The sequence below is a fragment of the Streptoverticillium olivoreticuli subsp. olivoreticuli genome (assembly GCF_003391135.1).
In the GTDB taxonomy this organism is placed as follows: domain Bacteria; phylum Actinomycetota; class Actinomycetes; order Streptomycetales; family Streptomycetaceae; genus Streptomyces; species Streptomyces blastmyceticus.
Window position 1 is genome coordinate 4236932 of sequence record NZ_CP031455.1, and the last position, 17750, is coordinate 4254681.

Sequence of the window (17750 nt, forward strand, 5' to 3'; positions counted from 1 at the left end):
TCAGCTCGGCCCGGCCTTGTAACCCACACCGCGCACGGTCACCACGATCTCCGGCCGCTCCGGGTCCTTCTCGACCTTGGAGCGCAGCCGCTGCACATGCACGTTCACCAGGCGGGTGTCCGCGGCATGGCGGTAGCCCCAGACCTGCTCCAGAAGCACCTCGCGGGTGAACACCTGCCACGGCTTACGGGCCAGCGCGACCAGCAGGTCGAACTCCAGCGGGGTCAGCGCGATGGACTGGCCCTCGCGCTTCACCGAGTGCCCGGCCACGTCGATGACCAGGTCACCGATCGTCAGCTGCTCCGGCGCCGGCTCTTCGGACCTGCGCAGACGTGCCCGGATCCGGGCCACCAACTCCTTCGGCTTGAACGGCTTGACGATGTAGTCGTCGGCGCCGGACTCCAGCCCGACCACCACATCGACCGTGTCGCTCTTCGCGGTCAGCATCACGATCGGTACCCCGGACTCCGCCCGGATGAGCCTGCACACCTCGATGCCGTCCCTTCCGGGCAGCATCAGGTCGAGCAGTACGAGATCTGGTTTTGCCTCACGAAAAGCAGCAAGTGCCTTGTCGCCGTCCGCTACGAACGACGGCTCGAAACCCTCACCACGCAGCACAATGCCGAGCATCTCGGCCAGTGCGGTGTCGTCGTCGACGACAAGGACGCGTCCCTTCATATCGACATCATCCCATTTTCGCATCCGGTCCATAGAGCCGGGTGACCGAGCTCACCTGTGGCGAGCGGCATTCTTCGGTGTGTCCCGTTGACCTCGGAGATCATCGGCCCTCTTCGACAGCCGCGGACATCATGCGGGAAATTCAGCCCTGCCCACTCCCCGTTCCCTTTCCCTGCCCGGCGCACAGCTCGGCCAGCCCCGTCCGGGTGACCGGTGAGACCACCCCGTTCTCGGTGACGACGGCGGTCACCAGCTCCGGTGGTGTGACATCGAACGCAGGGTTGTACGCCTGGGTGCCCAGCGGCGCCGCGGGCACTCCCGCACCCGGCTCCGCCGTCACACCCGCCACGGCGGGCGCGGAGAACTCCGTCACCTCGTGCCCCGGCCGCTGCTCCACCTCGATCGCGGCACCCTCCAGGGTTCCCAGGTCCACCGTGGTGGTCGGTGCCACGACAATGAACGGCACATGGTGATAGCGGGCCAGCACCGCCAGCGGATAGCTGCCCACCTTGTTCGCCACCGAACCGTCGGCGGCGATGCGGTCCGCGCCGATCAGGACCGCGTCCACCTCGCCCGCCGCGAAGAGCGAGCCCGCCGCGTTGTCCGTGAGCAGGGTGTACGCCATGCCGGCGCGCGCCGCCTCGTACGCGGTCAGCCGCGCGCCCTGCAGCAGCGGGCGCGTCTCGTCCACCCACAGGCGCCTCAGCTGCCCCGCGCTGTGTGCCGCGGCGGCCACCGCGAAGGCGGTCCCGCCACCGCCGGAGACCAGGGCACCGGTGTTGCAGTGCGTGAGGACGCGATATCCGCCGCCGGGCAGCAGCTCCTCCAGGAGCGCCAGCCCGTGCGCCGCCATCCGCGCGCTGGCCTCGGCGTCCTCCCGGTGCAGCGCCCGGGCCTCGGCGAGCGCGGCCGCGGCGGCCCGGGCACCGTCCGCACCGCCCTTGAGGGCCTCCTCGTACGCACCGGCCGCCCGTCGCACCCCGTACGCGAGGTTGACGGCCGTCGGGCGCGCACGGGCCAGCAGCCCGGCTGCCTCCTCCACGTCGAAACCCCGCGCGGCGGCCAGCGCCACACCGTAGGCACCCGCGATGCCGAGCAGCGGCGCGCCCCGCACCGCGAGCGTGCGTATCGCCTCCACCAGCGCGGGCACGTCCGTGCACAGCAGCTCCGCCTCCTCGGCCGGGAGCCGCCGCTGGTCGAGGAGCACGACCACGGGCCCCTCCGGCAGCTCGTCCCAGCGCAGGGCCGGCGAGACGGAACATTCGACGGGATCCACGGGTGCCGCGAAGTGATCAGCCATCTGTCCAGTCTGCCCGCCGGGACCCGACTATTGAAGGTCCCCTTTCCATTCCTCCCTCGTACGAGCCCCCTCCCCGGCCACGGTTCGATCGCGGTCCCGTCCGGGCGTCCGGGCACCGTGACACGATTGCTGGCAATTGCCCGGGAGCCGCACCGGCGGACGGGTACCGAGAAGGAGCGACAGACACATGAACGACACTCCGGGCCGGAACTCGCCCGGGCCCCCTCCCTCCGACGAGCAGCCCCCGGTCGTGCCGGAAGAGCCCACGCCCGCAGACCAGGTGCCCCCTACGGGCGAGGACGCACGGGGCTCACAGTGGGCCCGGGAGCAGCCGCCCGGCGGCCAGTGGTCCACGCCCTCCGCGGTTCCCCCGCAGACCCGCCGCACCACCCGGGAGCGCGCCCACGCCAACAGCGGGCGGCAGCAGCAGCCCGGCGGCGGCTGGGGACCGCAGGCGGCGGGTGGCGGCTGGGGCAACTGGACGCCTCCGGTGCGCGCTCCCCAGCCCGGCGTGATCCCGCTGCGGCCGCTCGCCGTCGGCGAGATCATCGACGGCGCGATCCGGACGGTACGCGTCCAGTGGCGTACGGCCCTGGGGATCTCGCTCGCCCTCGCGGTCGGCACCCAGACGGTGGCGACCGTGGTCACCGGCCTGTGGTTCCGCGATGTCCCGGATCTCCAGTCGCTCACCGATTCCGAGACCATGACCCCCAAGGAGCTCCTGGACGCCATAGGCAGCAGCCTGGGTGGCGTGGGCGTCACCTGGGCGATCGGCCTGATCGGCTCGATCATCGCCACGGCCATGCTGACGGTCATGGTCAGCCGCGCGATCCTGGGGCGTACGAGCACGATCGGCGAGGCGTGGCGGAGCGCGCGGCCCCAACTGGCCGGGATGTTCGGCCTGTTGGTGTTGCTGCCGCTGATGATCTGCGCCGTCTTCGCCGCCGGTCTGGGCGTCGGTCTGCTGGTCGCCGCGGCGGGCGCGGAGACGGCGGGATCCGCGCTCGCGCTGCTGGGCGGCCTGGGATCGCTGGTGGCCGGTGCCTGGCTGTGGATCCGTTACAGCCTGGCGGTGCCGGCGCTGATGCTGGAGAAGCAGGGCGTCGTCGCGAGCATGCGCCGCTCGGCGAAGCTGGTGCGGGGAGCCTGGTGGCGCGTCTTCGGCGTACAGCTCCTCGCCGTGGCCCTCACCTTTGTGGTCTCCATGATCGCGCAGCTGCCGGTGGGCGTCGTCGAGACGCTCGTGGCGGGCGGCTCCGGTACGAGTGACGGCACCAGCTGGCCCACGCTCATCGTCGCGGGTATCGGCGCGGTCATCAGCTCCACTCTCGCGTTCCCGGTCACGGCCGCGGTCACCGCGCTGCTCTACACGGACCAGCGCATCCGCCGTGAGTCCCTCGACCTCGAACTCGTACGCGCCGCGGGCTCGGGCGAATAACCCAAAAAAGCGTCGGTCCCGGGATCATGAGATCCCGGGACCGACGCTTTTCACTGCATTGTTTTCGAGGCATTGTTCCTGAACGCAAAAATGCCTCAGGCCCCGGGTCTATGACCCGGGGCCTGAGGCTAAAAATTGTTCGGCGGCGTCCTACTCTCCCACACGGTCCCCCATGCAGTACCATCGGCGCTGAAAGGCTTAGCTTCCGGGTTCGGAATGTAACCGGGCGTTTCCCTAACGCTATGACCACCGAAACTCTATGAAATTAACCAACCGGATAGCAACACGGTCGTTACTTCAGAACCTACACAGTGGACGCGAGCAACTGAGGACAAGCCCTCGGCCTATTAGTACCAGTCAGCTCCAACCGTTACCGGTCTTCCACACCTGGCCTATCAACCCAGTCGTCTACTGGGAGCCTTAACCCCTCAAAGGGGGTGGGAATACTCATCTCGAAGCAGGCTTCCCGCTTAGATGCTTTCAGCGGTTATCCCTCCCGAACGTAGCCAACCAGCCATGCCCTTGGCAGGACAACTGGCACACCAGAGGTTCGTCCGTCCCGGTCCTCTCGTACTAGGGACAGCCCTTCTCAATATTCCTACGCGCACAGCGGATAGGGACCGAACTGTCTCACGACGTTCTAAACCCAGCTCGCGTACCGCTTTAATGGGCGAACAGCCCAACCCTTGGGACCGACTCCAGCCCCAGGATGCGACGAGCCGACATCGAGGTGCCAAACCATCCCGTCGATATGGACTCTTGGGGAAGATCAGCCTGTTATCCCCGGGGTACCTTTTATCCGTTGAGCGACGGCGCTTCCACAAGCCACCGCCGGATCACTAGTCCCGACTTTCGTCCCTGCTCGACCCGTCGGTCTCACAGTCAAGCTCCCTTGTGCACTTACACTCAACACCTGATTGCCAACCAGGCTGAGGGAACCTTTGGGCGCCTCCGTTACTCTTTAGGAGGCAACCGCCCCAGTTAAACTACCCACCAGACACTGTCCCTGATCCGGATCACGGACCCAGGTTAGACATCCAGCACGACCAGAGTGGTATTTCAACGACGACTCCACGAACACTGGCGTGCCCGCTTCACAGTCTCCCACCTATCCTACACAAGCCGAACCGAACACCAATATCAAGCTATAGTAAAGGTCCCGGGGTCTTTCCGTCCTGCTGCGCGAAACGAGCATCTTTACTCGTAGTGCAATTTCACCGGGCCTATGGTTGAGACAGTCGAGAAGTCGTTACGCCATTCGTGCAGGTCGGAACTTACCCGACAAGGAATTTCGCTACCTTAGGATGGTTATAGTTACCACCGCCGTTTACTGGCGCTTAAGTTCTCAGCTTCGCCCCACCGAAATGGAGCTAACCGGTCCCCTTAACGTTCCAGCACCGGGCAGGCGTCAGTCCGTATACATCGCCTTACGGCTTCGCACGGACCTGTGTTTTTAGTAAACAGTCGCTTCTCGCTGGTCTCTGCGGCCACCCCCAGCTCAGGAAGTAAATTCCATCACCGGAAATGGCCCCCCTTCTCCCGAAGTTACGGGGGCATTTTGCCGAGTTCCTTAACCATAGTTCACCCGAACGCCTCGGTATTCTCTACCTGACCACCTGAGTCGGTTTAGGGTACGGGCCGCCATGAAACTCGCTAGAGGCTTTTCTCGACAGCATAGGATCATCCACTTCACCACAATCGGCTCGGCATCAGGTCTCAGGCTTCATGCTGTCCGGATTTGCCTGGACAACGCCCTACACCCTTACCCCGGGACTACCACCGCCCGGGCTGGACTACCTTCCTGCGTCACCCCATCGCTTACCTACTACAAGTCTGGTCCGTCGGCTCCACCACTCCCCTTCACCCGAAGGATCCAGGGCGGCTTCACGGACTTAGCATCGCCTGATTCGATATTGGGCGTTTCAAAGCGGGTACCGGAATATCAACCGGTTGTCCATCGACTACGCCTGTCGGCCTCGCCTTAGGTCCCGACTTACCCTGGGCAGATCAGCTTGACCCAGGAACCCTTAGTCAATCGGCGCACACGTTTCCCACGTGTGTATCGCTACTCATGCCTGCATTCTCACTCGTGAACCGTCCACAACTCGCTTCCGCGGCTGCTTCACCCGGCACACGACGCTCCCCTACCCATCCCAGCGGGCGTTGGCCCTTCATGCTGGAATGACACGACTTCGGCGGTACGCTTGAGCCCCGCTACATTGTCGGCGCGGAATCACTTGACCAGTGAGCTATTACGCACTCTTTCAAGGGTGGCTGCTTCTAAGCCAACCTCCTGGTTGTCTCTGCGACTCCACATCCTTTCCCACTTAGCGTACGCTTAGGGGCCTTAGTCGATGCTCTGGGCTGTTTCCCTCTCGACCATGGAGCTTATCCCCCACAGTCTCACTGCCGCGCTCTCACTTACCGGCATTCGGAGTTTGGCTAAGGTCAGTAACCCGGTAGGGCCCATCGCCTATCCAGTGCTCTACCTCCGGCAAGAAACACACGACGCTGCACCTAAATGCATTTCGGGGAGAACCAGCTATCACGGAGTTTGATTGGCCTTTCACCCCTAACCACAGGTCATCCCCCAGGTTTTCAACCCTGGTGGGTTCGGTCCTCCACGAAGTCTTACCTCCGCTTCAACCTGCCCATGGCTAGATCACTCCGCTTCGGGTCTTGGGCGCGCTACTCAACCGCCCTATTCGGACTCGCTTTCGCTACGGCTTCCCCACACGGGTTAACCTCGCAACACACCGCAAACTCGCAGGCTCATTCTTCAAAAGGCACGCAGTCACGACTGCATGTGCAAGCACATACAGCGACGCTCCCACGGCTTGTAGGCACACGGTTTCAGGTACTATTTCACTCCGCTCCCGCGGTACTTTTCACCATTCCCTCACGGTACTATCCGCTATCGGTCACCAGGGAATATTTAGGCTTAACGGGTGGTCCCGCCAGATTCACACGGGATTTCTCGGGCCCCGTGCTACTTGGGTGTCTCTTAAACGAGCCGTACAGATTTCAGCTACGGGGGTCTTACCCTCTACGCCGGACCTTTCGCATGTCCTTCGCCTATCCATACGGTTTCTGACTCGTCTCATGGCCGGCAGACCATGAAAAAGAGATCCCACAACCCCGCATGCGCAACCCCTGCCGGGTATCACACACATACGGTTTGGCCTCATCCGGTTTCGCTCGCCACTACTCCCGGAATCACGGTTGTTTTCTCTTCCTGCGGGTACTGAGATGTTTCACTTCCCCGCGTTCCCTCCACACTGCCTATGTGTTCAGCAGCGGGTGACAGCCCATGACGACTGCCGGGTTTCCCCATTCGGACACCCCCGGATCAAAGCTCGGTTGACAGCTCCCCGGGGCCTATCGCGGCCTCCCACGTCCTTCATCGGTTCCTGGTGCCAAGGCATCCACCGTGCGCCCTTAAAAACTTGGCCACAGATGCTCGCGTCCACTGTGCAGTTCTCAAGCAACGACCAGCCACCCATCACCCCGCCGCATAAAGCGCCGAGTGCACTGGGGCCGGCATCGCGAAGGTCCGAAACCTAAGTTCCGTACCCTCAGATACCCAACAGCGTGCCCGGCCCGACCAGTTGACAAAGTGTGTTCCACGCCGAAGCAGTACTAACACTCACCAACCGATCGTGCCGAATAGTCAACGTTCCACCCATGAGCAACCGTGCGAGTCATTCGCTCGCAGTCGGCCATATGCTCCTTAGAAAGGAGGTGATCCAGCCGCACCTTCCGGTACGGCTACCTTGTTACGACTTCGTCCCAATCGCCAGTCCCACCTTCGACGGCTCCCTCCACAAGGGTTGGGCCACCGGCTTCGGGTGTTACCGACTTTCGTGACGTGACGGGCGGTGTGTACAAGGCCCGGGAACGTATTCACCGCAGCAATGCTGATCTGCGATTACTAGCAACTCCAACTTCATGGGGTCGAGTTGCAGACCCCAATCCGAACTGAGACCGGCTTTTTGAGATTCGCTCCACCTCGCGGTATCGCAGCTCATTGTACCGGCCATTGTAGCACGTGTGCAGCCCAAGACATAAGGGGCATGATGACTTGACGTCGTCCCCACCTTCCTCCGAGTTGACCCCGGCAGTCTCCTGTGAGTCCCCATCACCCCGAAGGGCATGCTGGCAACACAGAACAAGGGTTGCGCTCGTTGCGGGACTTAACCCAACATCTCACGACACGAGCTGACGACAGCCATGCACCACCTGTACACCGACCACAAGGGGGCGACCATCTCTGGCCGTTTCCGGTGTATGTCAAGCCTTGGTAAGGTTCTTCGCGTTGCGTCGAATTAAGCCACATGCTCCGCTGCTTGTGCGGGCCCCCGTCAATTCCTTTGAGTTTTAGCCTTGCGGCCGTACTCCCCAGGCGGGGAACTTAATGCGTTAGCTGCGGCACGGACGACGTGGAATGTCGCCCACACCTAGTTCCCAACGTTTACGGCGTGGACTACCAGGGTATCTAATCCTGTTCGCTCCCCACGCTTTCGCTCCTCAGCGTCAGTATCGGCCCAGAGATCCGCCTTCGCCACCGGTGTTCCTCCTGATATCTGCGCATTTCACCGCTACACCAGGAATTCCGATCTCCCCTACCGAACTCTAGCCTGCCCGTATCGAATGCAGACCCGGGGTTAAGCCCCGGGCTTTCACATCCGACGCAACAAGCCGCCTACGAGCTCTTTACGCCCAATAATTCCGGACAACGCTTGCGCCCTACGTATTACCGCGGCTGCTGGCACGTAGTTAGCCGGCGCTTCTTCTGCAGGTACCGTCACTTGCGCTTCTTCCCTGCTGAAAGAGGTTTACAACCCGAAGGCCGTCATCCCTCACGCGGCGTCGCTGCATCAGGCTTTCGCCCATTGTGCAATATTCCCCACTGCTGCCTCCCGTAGGAGTCTGGGCCGTGTCTCAGTCCCAGTGTGGCCGGTCGCCCTCTCAGGCCGGCTACCCGTCGTCGCCTTGGTAGGCCATCACCCCACCAACAAGCTGATAGGCCGCGGGCTCATCCTGCACCGCCGGAGCTTTCAACCCACCGAGATGCCTCGGCAGGTATTATCCGGTATTAGACCCCGTTTCCAGGGCTTGTCCCAGAGTGCAGGGCAGATTGCCCACGTGTTACTCACCCGTTCGCCACTAATCCACCCCGAAAGGCTTCATCGTTCGACTTGCATGTGTTAAGCACGCCGCCAGCGTTCGTCCTGAGCCAGGATCAAACTCTCCGTGAATGTTTACCCGTAATCGGGTGCGACACTCGCGTTGAGCGGCACAGCCAGGCGGAATAAGCCCGGCCGTGCACAGCGTCCTCGCTGTGTGCCTTCCCTAAGGAAGGACTTTTTCAAAGGAACCGCGTCCCGACCAGAAGGCCAGGGACGGGGTATTTTATAGTCTGGCGTTGACTTTTGGCACGCTGTTGAGTTCTCAAGGAACGGACGCTTCCTTTGTACTCACCCTCTCGGGCTTTCCTCCGGGCGCTTCCCTTCGGTATTTCGTGTTTCCAACCTTACCAGATCCGTTTTCCGTGCCCCCCGCTTCTAGAAGAAGCGGTCGGTCCGAATTCCGTTTCCGGCCCCCTGTTGGAGCGGGGTTTGCCTTCCAGCTGTTCGCTTTCCGGCTTCACCGACTTTATCAGAAGCGTTTCGGCCGAGCTAATCGGCCTTTTTGCTTCTCATAAGGAGATGAGGTGTGCTCCGTGCGAATTGAATCCGGCACCGAAGCGATTCAGATTCTAACCGTTGCGACCGGAGCTGTCCAGCTCCCGGCAACCGTTCGAATCTACCTCCTCGCGCCGCCCGTGTCAACGGGTTTTGCGAAGCGAGTAGGACACTACCAGGCCGGAACGGCCCGGCGCACATCGTCCGTCGGGCAGGTGAAGGTCAGGCGAAGGACGACGGCGGGCTCTCCAGCTCCTCCAGTTCGATGCCGGGCGCCGCGAGGACCACGTCCCCGGCCAGGTGCACGCTGTGCTGCTCCCCCGTCTCCAGGTCGCTGACCTGGTACTCGTCCACCGTCAGCACCCCGTTGTCAGTCGGGTGTGCTGTCCTGTCGACCAGGGCCCACGCCTGGTCGAAGGTGCGGGGAGCCAGCACGGGGGAGGTGAAGCCGACGAGCCGGATCCGTTTCGCGCCCTCGCCGGGCGTCAGCCGCAGCAGCCGGGCCAGGGCCACGTGGAAGGCCGGGGAGGCGCCGGTGAAGGCGTGCGCGGGCACATTGCCCTCGGTGGCGTGCTCGCCGGTCGGATCGGTGCGCACCCAGGTCACGCCGTCGAGGGCCGCGCCCCGCACCTGCCAGCTCGCCGCGTGCAGCTGGAGGCGGATCGGGCGGCCGAGGTCGTCGAGGGTGAGGTCGACGGAGCCGGTGTGATCGCCGGAGGGGGCGGTGAGCTGGGAGACATAGCGCCAGCCGGAGGGGCCGGTGGCGCAGTGGAAGTGCTCTTCACCGAGGGGGGTGTGGTCGTGCGGGTCGTGAAGGGAGTAGCGGCCGCGGGGCATGGTGGGGTCCTTGACGGGAACGGGACAGGCCCCCACCGAGGAGGGCGGGGGCCTGTGCGCCGGCTTCTGCGGTGGCTGCCGTCAGCGGCCACGGCAGCGGTATCAGTAGCGGTAGTGGTCCGGCTTGTACGGGCCCTCGACCTTGACCCCGATGTACGAGGCCTGCTCCGGGCGGAGCGTCGTCAGCTTGACGCCCAGCGCGTCGAGGTGGAGGCGGGCCACCTTCTCGTCGAGCAGCTTCGGCAGTACGTAGACGTCGGTCGGGTACGACTCCGGCTTGGTGAAGAGCTCGATCTGGGCCAGCGTCTGGTCCGCGAAGGAGTTCGACATCACGAAGGACGGGTGGCCGGTGGCGTTGCCCAGGTTCAGCAGACGGCCCTCGGAGAGGACGATCAGGACCTTGCCGTCGGCGAACGTCCAGGTGTGGACCTGGGGCTTGACCTCGTCCTTGACGATGCCGGGGATCTTCGCCAGGCCGGCCATGTCGATCTCGTTGTCGAAGTGGCCGATGTTGCCCACGATGGCCTGGTGCTTCATCTTGGCCATGTCGGCGGCCATGATGATGTCCTTGTTGCCCGTGGTGGTGACGAAGATGTCGGCGATCTCGACGACCTCGTCCAGGGTGGTGACCTGGAAGCCGTCCATCGCCGCCTGGAGGGCGTTGATCGGGTCGATCTCGGTGACGATGACGCGGGCGCCCTGGCCGCGCAGCGACTCGGCGCAGCCCTTGCCCACGTCGCCGTAGCCGCAGACGACCGCGACCTTGCCGCCGATGAGGACGTCGGTGGCGCGGTTGATGCCGTCGATCAGCGAGTGGCGGCAGCCGTACTTGTTGTCGAACTTCGACTTGGTGACGGCGTCGTTCACGTTGATCGCCGGGAAGAGCAGCGAGCCGGCCTGCTGCATCTCGTACAGGCGGTGGACGCCGGTGGTGGTCTCCTCGGTGACACCGCGGATCTCGGACGCCAGCTGGGTCCACTTCTGCGGGCTCTCACCCAGCGTGCGGCCCAGAAGCGTGAGGATCTGCGCGTACTCCTCGCTGTCCGCCGTCGACGGGTCCGGGGCCGCGCCGGCCTTCTCGAACTCGACGCCCTTGTGCACCAGGAGGGTGGCGTCGCCGCCGTCGTCCAGGATCATGTTGGGGCCGCCGGTGGCGATGCCGGGCCAGGTCAGCGCCTGCTCCGTGCACCACCAGTACTCCTCCAGCGTCTCGCCCTTCCAGGCGAAGACGGGCACGCCCTGCGGGTTCTCCGGGGTGCCCTCGGGGCCGACCGCGATGGCCGCGGCCGCGTGGTCCTGGGTGGAGAAGATGTTGCAGGACGCCCAACGCACCTGAGCGCCCAGTGCGACCAGCGTCTCGATGAGCACGGCCGTCTGCACCGTCATGTGCAGCGAGCCGGTGATTCGGGCGCCGGCCAGCGGCTGCGCCTCCGCGTACTCCTTGCGGATCGCCATCAGACCGGGCATCTCGTGCTCGGCGAGGGTGATCTCCTTACGACCGAAAACGGCCAGCGACAGGTCCGCGACCTTGAAGTCCTGACCGGTGGAGGTGGTGGTCATACGGGCTGCTCCTCCTGAAGGGGCGAGCGAGGATGGGTACGGCTGTGCACGCGGTCAGTCTGCCGGGACGGCGGCCGACCGGCAGGTGGCTGGCACCTGTCCGGATACACCTGTCCCCTGGCCGCAGCGCAGTCCGTCGGAGGCCCTCTCTCCCTCGGCCGGTCCGTCGCGCGGGCCGCCCGACCGCCATCAGCAGCGACGTCTGGCTCTGGTCACGAATCTACACCGATGGTGGTGGTGAACCCCAGCCCCGCCCGGCCCTGTTCCGCCGACGGGCGCCGTGATCGCTTTCCTCCGCAGGCCCCGTGTTGCAGGATGCGATCAGCGCGCGGACGGCGGGGAACCGCCGACGCCGCCGCGCCTGCCGATCTGTGAGGAGATCCATGTGACCAGTGCAGCCGACCCCTCCGAGGGCGCGGGGGTCAGGGGGCCGGGGCTCAGGCTGCTGGCGGTGACCGCCTGCCCGACTGGCATCGCCCACACCTATATGGCCGCGGAGAAGCTGGCGCAGGCCGCCCAGGCGCTCGGTCATGAGATGAAGGTGGAGACGCAGGGGTCGATCGGGGCGGAGAACGTCCTGACTGACAACGATGTCAGCCAGGCGGACGGCATCATCGTCGCCGCCGACAAGGACGTCGACCTCGGCCGCTTCGTCGGCAAGCGGGTGCTGTCCGTGGGGGTGGCCGAGGGCATCCACCACCCGGAGCGGCTGATCGAGCGGGTGCGGAGCGCCCCGGTGCACTCGGGCTCCGGGGGCGGGAGCGGCATCCTTCCGACGGCCGTCGGGGGCGGGGGCAAGGAGCGCGGCGCCGTCTACAAGGCGCTGATGAACGGCGTCTCGTACATGATCCCCTTCGTGGTCGTCGGCGGGCTGCTGATCGCGGTGTCGCTCGCGCTGGGCGGTCACACCACGTCCCAGGGGATCGTCTTCGACAACTCCTTCTGGCGGTCCGTCAACGACATCGGCACCATCGGTTTCACCTTGATGATCCCGATCCTCTCCGGCTACATCGCCTATGCGATCGGCGACCGGCCCGCGCTGGTGCCGGGCATGGTCGGGGGCTGGATCGCAGGTCACGGGGAGCTCTACGACAGCAAGGCGGGCGCGGGGTTCATCGGGGCGATCGCGACCGGCTTCCTGGCCGGCTATCTGGTCCGCTGGATCAAGAAGGTCGAGGTCCCGAAGTTCGTCCGGCCGATCATGCCGGTGATCGTGATCCCGATCGTGGCGACGTCCGCGCTGGGTCTGTTCTTCATCTATGTCATCGGCCGGCCGATCTCCTGGGTGTTCGAGCATCTGACGAGCTGGCTGGGCGGGCTGACCGGGGCGAGCGCGGCGCTGCTCGGTGTGCTCCTCGGCCTCATGATCGCCTTCGACATGGGCGGGCCGGTGAACAAGACGGCGTTCCTCTTCGGCGCCGGCCTGGTCTCCAGGAACCCGGAGATCATGGGGATGTGTGCGGCGGCCATTCCGGTGCCGCCGCTGGGGCAGGGGCTGGCGACGCTGCTGCGGCGCCGGATGTTCACCGACCAGGAGCGGGAGACCGGTCTGGCGGCGCTGTTCATGGGCTTCTTCGGCATCACCGAGGGCGCGATCCCGTTCGCCGCCGCCCGGCCGGCGCGGGTGATTCCCGCGAACATGCTCGGCGGCGCGGTCGCGGGTGCGATCGCGGGCCTGGCCGCGGTCAAGGACAGCGTGCCGCACGGCGGTCCGATCGTGGCGCTGCTGGGGGCGGTCGGCGGAGTGCCGATGTTCTTCGTCGCCATCGCCATCGGCATGGCGGTGACGGCGCTGACGACGGTCACCCTGATGTCGCTGGGCGGCGGCCGGGTCACGGCGGCCGCTCCCACCGCGCCCTCCGCCCCCGTTCCCCCGGTGGCTCCGTCGGCCGGGGAGGGTTCGGCTCTCTCGGGTTACCTCACCGAGCGGACCGTACGCACGCGGCTCTCCGCGACCGGCAAGGAGGCGGCGATCCGGGAGATGGCCGAACTGCTCGCGGCCTCCGGCAAGGTGACGGATGTCGACGGGCTCGTCCGCGCCGCTCTCGCCCGTGAGGAGCTCGGTACGACCGGGCTCGGTGAGGAGATCGCCGTTCCGCACGCGAAGACGGCGGCGGTCTCGGGGCCCGTCGTCGGCTTCGCCCGTTCCGCGGAGGGGGTCGAGTGGGGGGCGCTGGACGGCACGAAGGCCCGGCTGATCTTCATGATCTCGGTACCGGAGGCGGGGGCGGATGACGAGCACCTGCGCCTGCTGGCGATGCTGTCGCGGAAGTTGATGGATCCGGGGTTCCGGGAGCGGCTGCTCTCGGCGGAGGGGCCGGGGGCGGTCGTGGAGGTGCTCCGGGAGGTCGGATAGGGGCGCTTCGCCCTGCCCGGCCTCCCTTCCGCGACCGTGGCCCTCAGTGGCGGGCCGGGCCGCCCGGGGTCGCCGCCGGGTCCTCGCCCGCCGCTGCCGCTTCCTCGCTGTAGATGTCCGGTTCGAGGTAGATGGCCCGGGCGATCGGGACCGCCTCGCGGATGCGGGACTCGGCGGCGTCGATCGCGCGGGCGATCTCGGTGGCGGTCTCGTCGTGCCGTACGGCGATCTTGGCGGCGACGAGCAGCTCCTCGGGGCCGAGGTGGAGCGTGCGCATGTGGATGACGCGGGTGACCGTGTCGCCGTCCACGGCGGCCGCGCGGATCTTCGCGATCTGCTCGGGGCCGGCCGCCTCGCCGAGCAGCAGGGACTTGGTCTCGGCGGCCAGGACCAGCGCGATCAGGACGAGCAGGATGCCGATGCACAGCGTGCCGATGCCGTCCCACACGCCGTCGCCGGTGGCGAGCGTCAGGCCCACGCCGAACAGTGCGAGGACGAGGCCGATGAGGGCGCCGAAGTCCTCCAGCAGGACGACGGGGAGCTCGGGGGCCTTGGCCGTGCGGATGAAGGAGCCCCACGACTGCTTTCCGCGCAGTGCGTTGGACTCCTTGATGGCCGTACGGAAGGAGAAGCCCTCGGCGACGACCGCGAAGACGAGCACGGCGACCGGCCAGTACCAGTTGTCCAGCTCGTGCGGTTCCTTGATCTTCTCGTAGCCCTCGTACAGCGCGAAGACGCCGCCGATGGTGAACAGGACGATGGAGACGAGGAATCCGTAGATGTAGCGCTCGCGGCCGTAGCCGAAGGGGTGCTCCTCGCTCGCCTTCTTCTGCGCCTTGCGGCCGCCCAGCAGGAGCAGGACCTGGTTGCCGGAGTCGGCGACCGAGTGCACCCCTTCGGCGAGCATCGACGACGAGCCGCTGAACGCGAACGCGACGAATTTCGCCACGGCGATGGCCATGTTGGCCCCCAGCGCGGCGACGATGGCCTTGGTTCCGCCTGATGCACTCATGAATGCGGCTTGTCCCTTCCGCCCGGCTGTTGCTTTGCTTTTCCTTTACGGCGGGTCATTGTCGCAGCCGCCGGGCGGGAGGCGGGTCAGACGGCGACCGTGGCCCGGAAGACGGTGGCGTCGTCGCCGGTGAGTTCGGTGCGCTCGTAGGCCCGTACGAACGCGGACTCGCCCCTGCGAAGGCTCAGCTCGGTGCCGTCGGCGGCGCGTACGACCGCGGTGCCGGAGGTGCACAGGAGGATCTGGGGGGCGCCCGGGGGCAGGGTGGCGGGGGTTTCGGAGGAGGGTGCGAAGACGTAGCGGGAGAGGCGGAATTCGTCGACCGGTGTCGCGTAGACCTCTTCGCCGCCCGCGTCGGCCTCGGGGCGCAGGACGGCGGGGTCGGTGCTCTCGAAGCGGACGACGCGCAGCAGTTCGGGGACGTCGATGTGTTTCGGCGTCAGGCCGCAGCGCAGCACGTTGTCCGAGTTGGCCATGACTTCGACGCCGAGGCCGTCGAGGTAGGCGTGGGGGACGCCCGCGCCGAGGTAGAGGGCCTCGCCGGGGTTGAGGCGCACGTGGTTGAGGAGCATGGCGGCGATGACGCCGGGGTCGCCGGGGTAGTGGCGGGCGATCGAGGCGTAGGCGGCGTACGCGTCCCGGTGCGGGCCGTCCTCGGCGGCGAGCCGTTCGGCGGCGGCGGAGGCCTCGTGGACGGTTTCCGCGATGGCGGTGTGGTCGGCGGTGAGGACGGCGGTGAGGACCTCGCGCAGGGCGTCAGCCTCGGGCCGGGCGTGCAGGAGGTCGACGTACGGCTTGAGGGAGTCGACGTCGAGGGCGGCGAGCAGCTCGGCCGTCCCGGTGGGGGCGCGAAAGCCGCAGAGCCCCTCGAAAGGGGTGAGGGCGCAGAGCAGTTCGGGTTTGTGGTTGGCGTCCCGGTAGGTGCGGTGCGGGGCGTCGACGGGGATGCCGCGCGCCTCCTCGTCGGCGAATCCGGCCCTGGCCCGGTCGAGGTCGGGGTGGACCTGGAGGGACAGCGGGGAGGCGGCGGCGAGGAGTTTGAGCAGGAACGGCAGCCGCGGGCCGAAGCGGCGTACGGTCTCCGGGCCGAGTTCGGCCTCGGGGGCGTCGGCGATGGTGTCGCACAGGGGCCGGGGCCCGTCGCCGCGGTCGACGCGGGAGGGGGCGCCGGGGTGGGCGCCCATCCAGAGTTCGGCCTGCGGTTCGCCGGTGGGAGTGGTGCCGAGCAGCTCGGGGATCGCGGTGGTGGAGCCCCAGGCGTAGGGGCGCACGGTGTTGGCGAGGCGGTCCATGGGGGCGGGTTCCTGACTGTTCGTGCGGCTGGGTTCCGGCCTGCTCGGGGCGTGTTCACGGGCCCGGTCGTCGGTCACTGGCCCGTGCCGCCTCCTCGTTCTACGGGGTGGAGGCGAGCGCCAGATAGACGGCGGCGAAATCCGTGATGGCGAGGAGCTCCGCCGCGGTCTCCAGGGGCGTGCCGCCCTCGGTCGCCTCCAGCTCGCTGATGGGGGTCTCGCGCTGGAGGGCGAGTTCGCGGGCGGCGGGGCCCGGGGAGGTGATGTCCGGTTCGCGCTCGCGGAGCAGGACCACGCGGGCGTGCAGGGCCTCGGGGTCCTCCACGCGGTCGCGGAAGAAGTCCTCCGGGTCGGCGCCCGCGGCGAAGTCCCCGGCGAGCAGCGTGCCGTGCGCGGTCAGCGCCTCGGGCAGTTCGGCGGCGAGCGCGGGACGGCCGGCGAGCGCGGCGAGGACGGTGGCGAAGTGGCGGCCCACCGCGGCGGCGAGGTCGCCCTCGGACCAGATCAGCGGGAGGGTGCCCGCGAGCTCGGCCGCGAGGGTCTTGGCGGGGTTGCTGTAGGTGGCGTGGGCGGGGCCGCAGACCTCCGCGACCTGGTCGAGCCGGTCGGCGAGGGACTCGATGGCGCCCTGGTCGGCGGCGAGCAGGCCGATGCGGTCGGCGAGGGCGAGCAGCGGGGTGAGCAGGGACCAGAGGGTGCCGGGGCCGATGGGGAGCGCGGCCCTGCCGCCGGTGGTCTCCGTGTCGCCGGTGCGCGGGCCGCCCGGGGCGGCGGTCAGCGGGATGGCCAGGCCGCGGGCCTGTTCTGTGGCGTCGGCGAGGGGGGTGCCCGCCGGGGTGACGCAGACGACGGAGCAGCCCCGGCGGTACGCCTGCTCCAGCAGGATCGCGAGGCCGGGTTCGGTGCCGTCGGGGCTGGCGACCAGCAGCAGGTCCAGCGGGCCCGTCCAGCCGGGGAGGGTCCAGCGCAGGGCGCCGGGGGCCGGGGCGACGCCGGTGGGGCGGATCAGGGTGACCGGGGCGCTGCCGCCGGCGAGTGCCGTCAGGAGGTCCGCGGCACAGCCCGCGGCGGGGGTGGGCCCGGCGACGAGGACGGCGCGCGGGCGGCCGTCCGGCCGGAGCGCCCCGACGCCCGCTTCCGCGGCGTTGCGGGCGGCCGTGCGGACCCGGGCGCCGGATTCCGCGGCGCCGCGCAGGAGGCCGTGGAGGTCGGCTCGGGACAGGGCTTCCGGATCGTCGAGGAGTGACTCGTCGAACACCGTTGATCAGCCTCCGATCGCCGTGGCGTACGCCGTACGGGTGTGTGCCGGGCCGGGCGGACGGGTCAGGCGGGGCGCCGGGCCTCGTCCACGAGCAGGACGGGGATGCCGTCGCGCACGGGGTAGGCCAGACCGCAGCTCTTGCTCTCGCACACCAGCTCGGCGGCCTGCTCCTCCTCGTGGAGGGGTGCGTGGCACTCCGGGCAGGCGAGGATCTCCAGGAGACCGGCTTCGAGCGGCATGGGGGTTCCCTTCGGCGTGTACGTCCCTTGCCCGGCCAGCGTAGTCGCTCCCGCTGGGGGTGGCGGATATCCGGGGCGTCGTGGGTCGGCGGT

10 protein-coding genes and 3 rRNA genes are annotated in these 17750 nt (G+C 67.1%); 2 read left to right on the plus strand and 11 right to left on the minus strand.

What is annotated here, in order from left to right; translation table 11 throughout:
- A complete protein-coding gene (gene mtrA / locus DXZ73_RS18430; protein WP_003968748.1) occupies positions 1-678 on the minus strand; it encodes a two-component system response regulator MtrA in 678 nt (225 codons plus the stop codon).
- Between the two features lie 142 nt (positions 679-820).
- Complete coding sequence (gene mtnA, locus DXZ73_RS18435) at positions 821-1978, minus strand: S-methyl-5-thioribose-1-phosphate isomerase (protein ID WP_116212085.1); 1158 nt, start codon at positions 1976-1978, stop codon at positions 821-823.
- 187 nt (positions 1979-2165) lie between these two features.
- Between mtnA and DXZ73_RS18440 the strand changes: the two genes are divergently transcribed.
- Positions 2166-3416: a DUF7544 domain-containing protein gene (locus DXZ73_RS18440; protein ID WP_116212086.1), complete on the plus strand. Its 1251-nt coding sequence runs from the start codon at positions 2166-2168 to the stop codon at positions 3414-3416.
- Between the two features lie 137 nt (positions 3417-3553).
- Here the strand turns inward: DXZ73_RS18440 and rrf are convergent.
- The 5 genes from rrf to ahcY all read right to left on the minus strand — a co-directional run bounded on the left by rrf (position 3554) and on the right by ahcY (position 11497).
- A 5S ribosomal RNA gene (rrf, locus tag DXZ73_RS18445) occupies positions 3554-3670 on the minus strand.
- A gap of 73 nt (positions 3671-3743) precedes the next feature.
- Positions 3744-6868 (minus strand): 23S ribosomal RNA (locus tag DXZ73_RS18450).
- A gap of 282 nt (positions 6869-7150) precedes the next feature.
- Positions 7151-8674: ribosomal RNA gene (locus tag DXZ73_RS18460) — 16S ribosomal RNA — on the minus strand.
- The 16S, 23S and 5S rRNA genes sit together here, the layout of an rRNA operon.
- Before the next feature lie 648 nt (positions 8675-9322).
- Positions 9323-9937 carry a hypothetical protein gene (locus tag DXZ73_RS18470; protein ID WP_116212088.1) on the minus strand — a complete coding sequence of 205 codons (615 nt, stop codon included), beginning with the start codon at positions 9935-9937 and terminating at the stop codon, positions 9323-9325.
- Positions 9938-10039: 102 nt separating this feature from the next.
- Positions 10040-11497, minus strand: a complete 1458-nt coding sequence (ahcY, locus tag DXZ73_RS18475; RefSeq protein WP_116212089.1) for an adenosylhomocysteinase — start codon at positions 11495-11497, stop codon at positions 10040-10042.
- A gap of 385 nt (positions 11498-11882) precedes the next feature.
- Between ahcY and DXZ73_RS18480 the strand changes: the two genes are divergently transcribed.
- On the plus strand, positions 11883-13853 hold the full coding sequence (locus tag DXZ73_RS18480) for a fructose-specific PTS transporter subunit EIIC (RefSeq protein ID WP_116212090.1): 1971 nt from the start codon (positions 11883-11885) through the stop codon (positions 13851-13853).
- Between the two features lie 43 nt (positions 13854-13896).
- Here the strand turns inward: DXZ73_RS18480 and DXZ73_RS18485 are convergent, their stop codons facing one another.
- The 4 genes from DXZ73_RS18485 to DXZ73_RS18500 form a co-directional block, all read right to left on the minus strand.
- Positions 13897-14865, minus strand: coding sequence for a cation diffusion facilitator family transporter (locus tag DXZ73_RS18485; protein WP_116212091.1), 969 nt, complete (start codon positions 14863-14865; stop codon positions 13897-13899).
- Positions 14866-14951: 86 nt separating this feature from the next.
- Positions 14952-16157, minus strand: coding sequence for a mannose-6-phosphate isomerase, class I (gene manA / locus DXZ73_RS18490; RefSeq protein ID WP_116212092.1), 1206 nt, complete (start codon positions 16155-16157; stop codon positions 14952-14954).
- Between the two features lie 100 nt (positions 16158-16257).
- Entirely contained in the window at positions 16258-17415 is a 1158-nt protein-coding gene (locus tag DXZ73_RS18495) for an SIS domain-containing protein (protein ID WP_116212093.1), read from the minus strand.
- 65 nt (positions 17416-17480) lie between these two features.
- Positions 17481-17657: a Trm112 family protein gene (locus DXZ73_RS18500; protein WP_116212094.1), complete on the minus strand. Its 177-nt coding sequence runs from the start codon at positions 17655-17657 to the stop codon at positions 17481-17483.
- Positions 17658-17750: the final 93 nt, after the last annotated feature.

Coding starts and splice junctions, on each gene's coding strand:
- mtrA (WP_003968748.1), bottom strand. CDS start 678: ATGAAGGGACGCGTCCTTGTCGTCGACGACGACACCGCACTGGCCGAG.
- mtnA (WP_116212085.1), bottom strand. CDS start 1,978: ATGGCTGATCACTTCGCGGCACCCGTGGATCCCGTCGAATGTTCCGTC.
- DXZ73_RS18440 (WP_116212086.1), top strand. CDS start 2,166: ATGAACGACACTCCGGGCCGGAACTCGCCCGGGCCCCCTCCCTCCGAC.
- DXZ73_RS18470 (WP_116212088.1), bottom strand. CDS start 9,937: ATGCCCCGCGGCCGCTACTCCCTTCACGACCCGCACGACCACACCCCC.
- ahcY (WP_116212089.1), bottom strand. CDS start 11,497: ATGACCACCACCTCCACCGGTCAGGACTTCAAGGTCGCGGACCTGTCG.
- DXZ73_RS18485 (WP_116212091.1), bottom strand. CDS start 14,865: ATGAGTGCATCAGGCGGAACCAAGGCCATCGTCGCCGCGCTGGGGGCC.
- manA (WP_116212092.1), bottom strand. CDS start 16,157: ATGGACCGCCTCGCCAACACCGTGCGCCCCTACGCCTGGGGCTCCACC.
- DXZ73_RS18500 (WP_116212094.1), bottom strand. CDS start 17,657: ATGCCGCTCGAAGCCGGTCTCCTGGAGATCCTCGCCTGCCCGGAGTGC.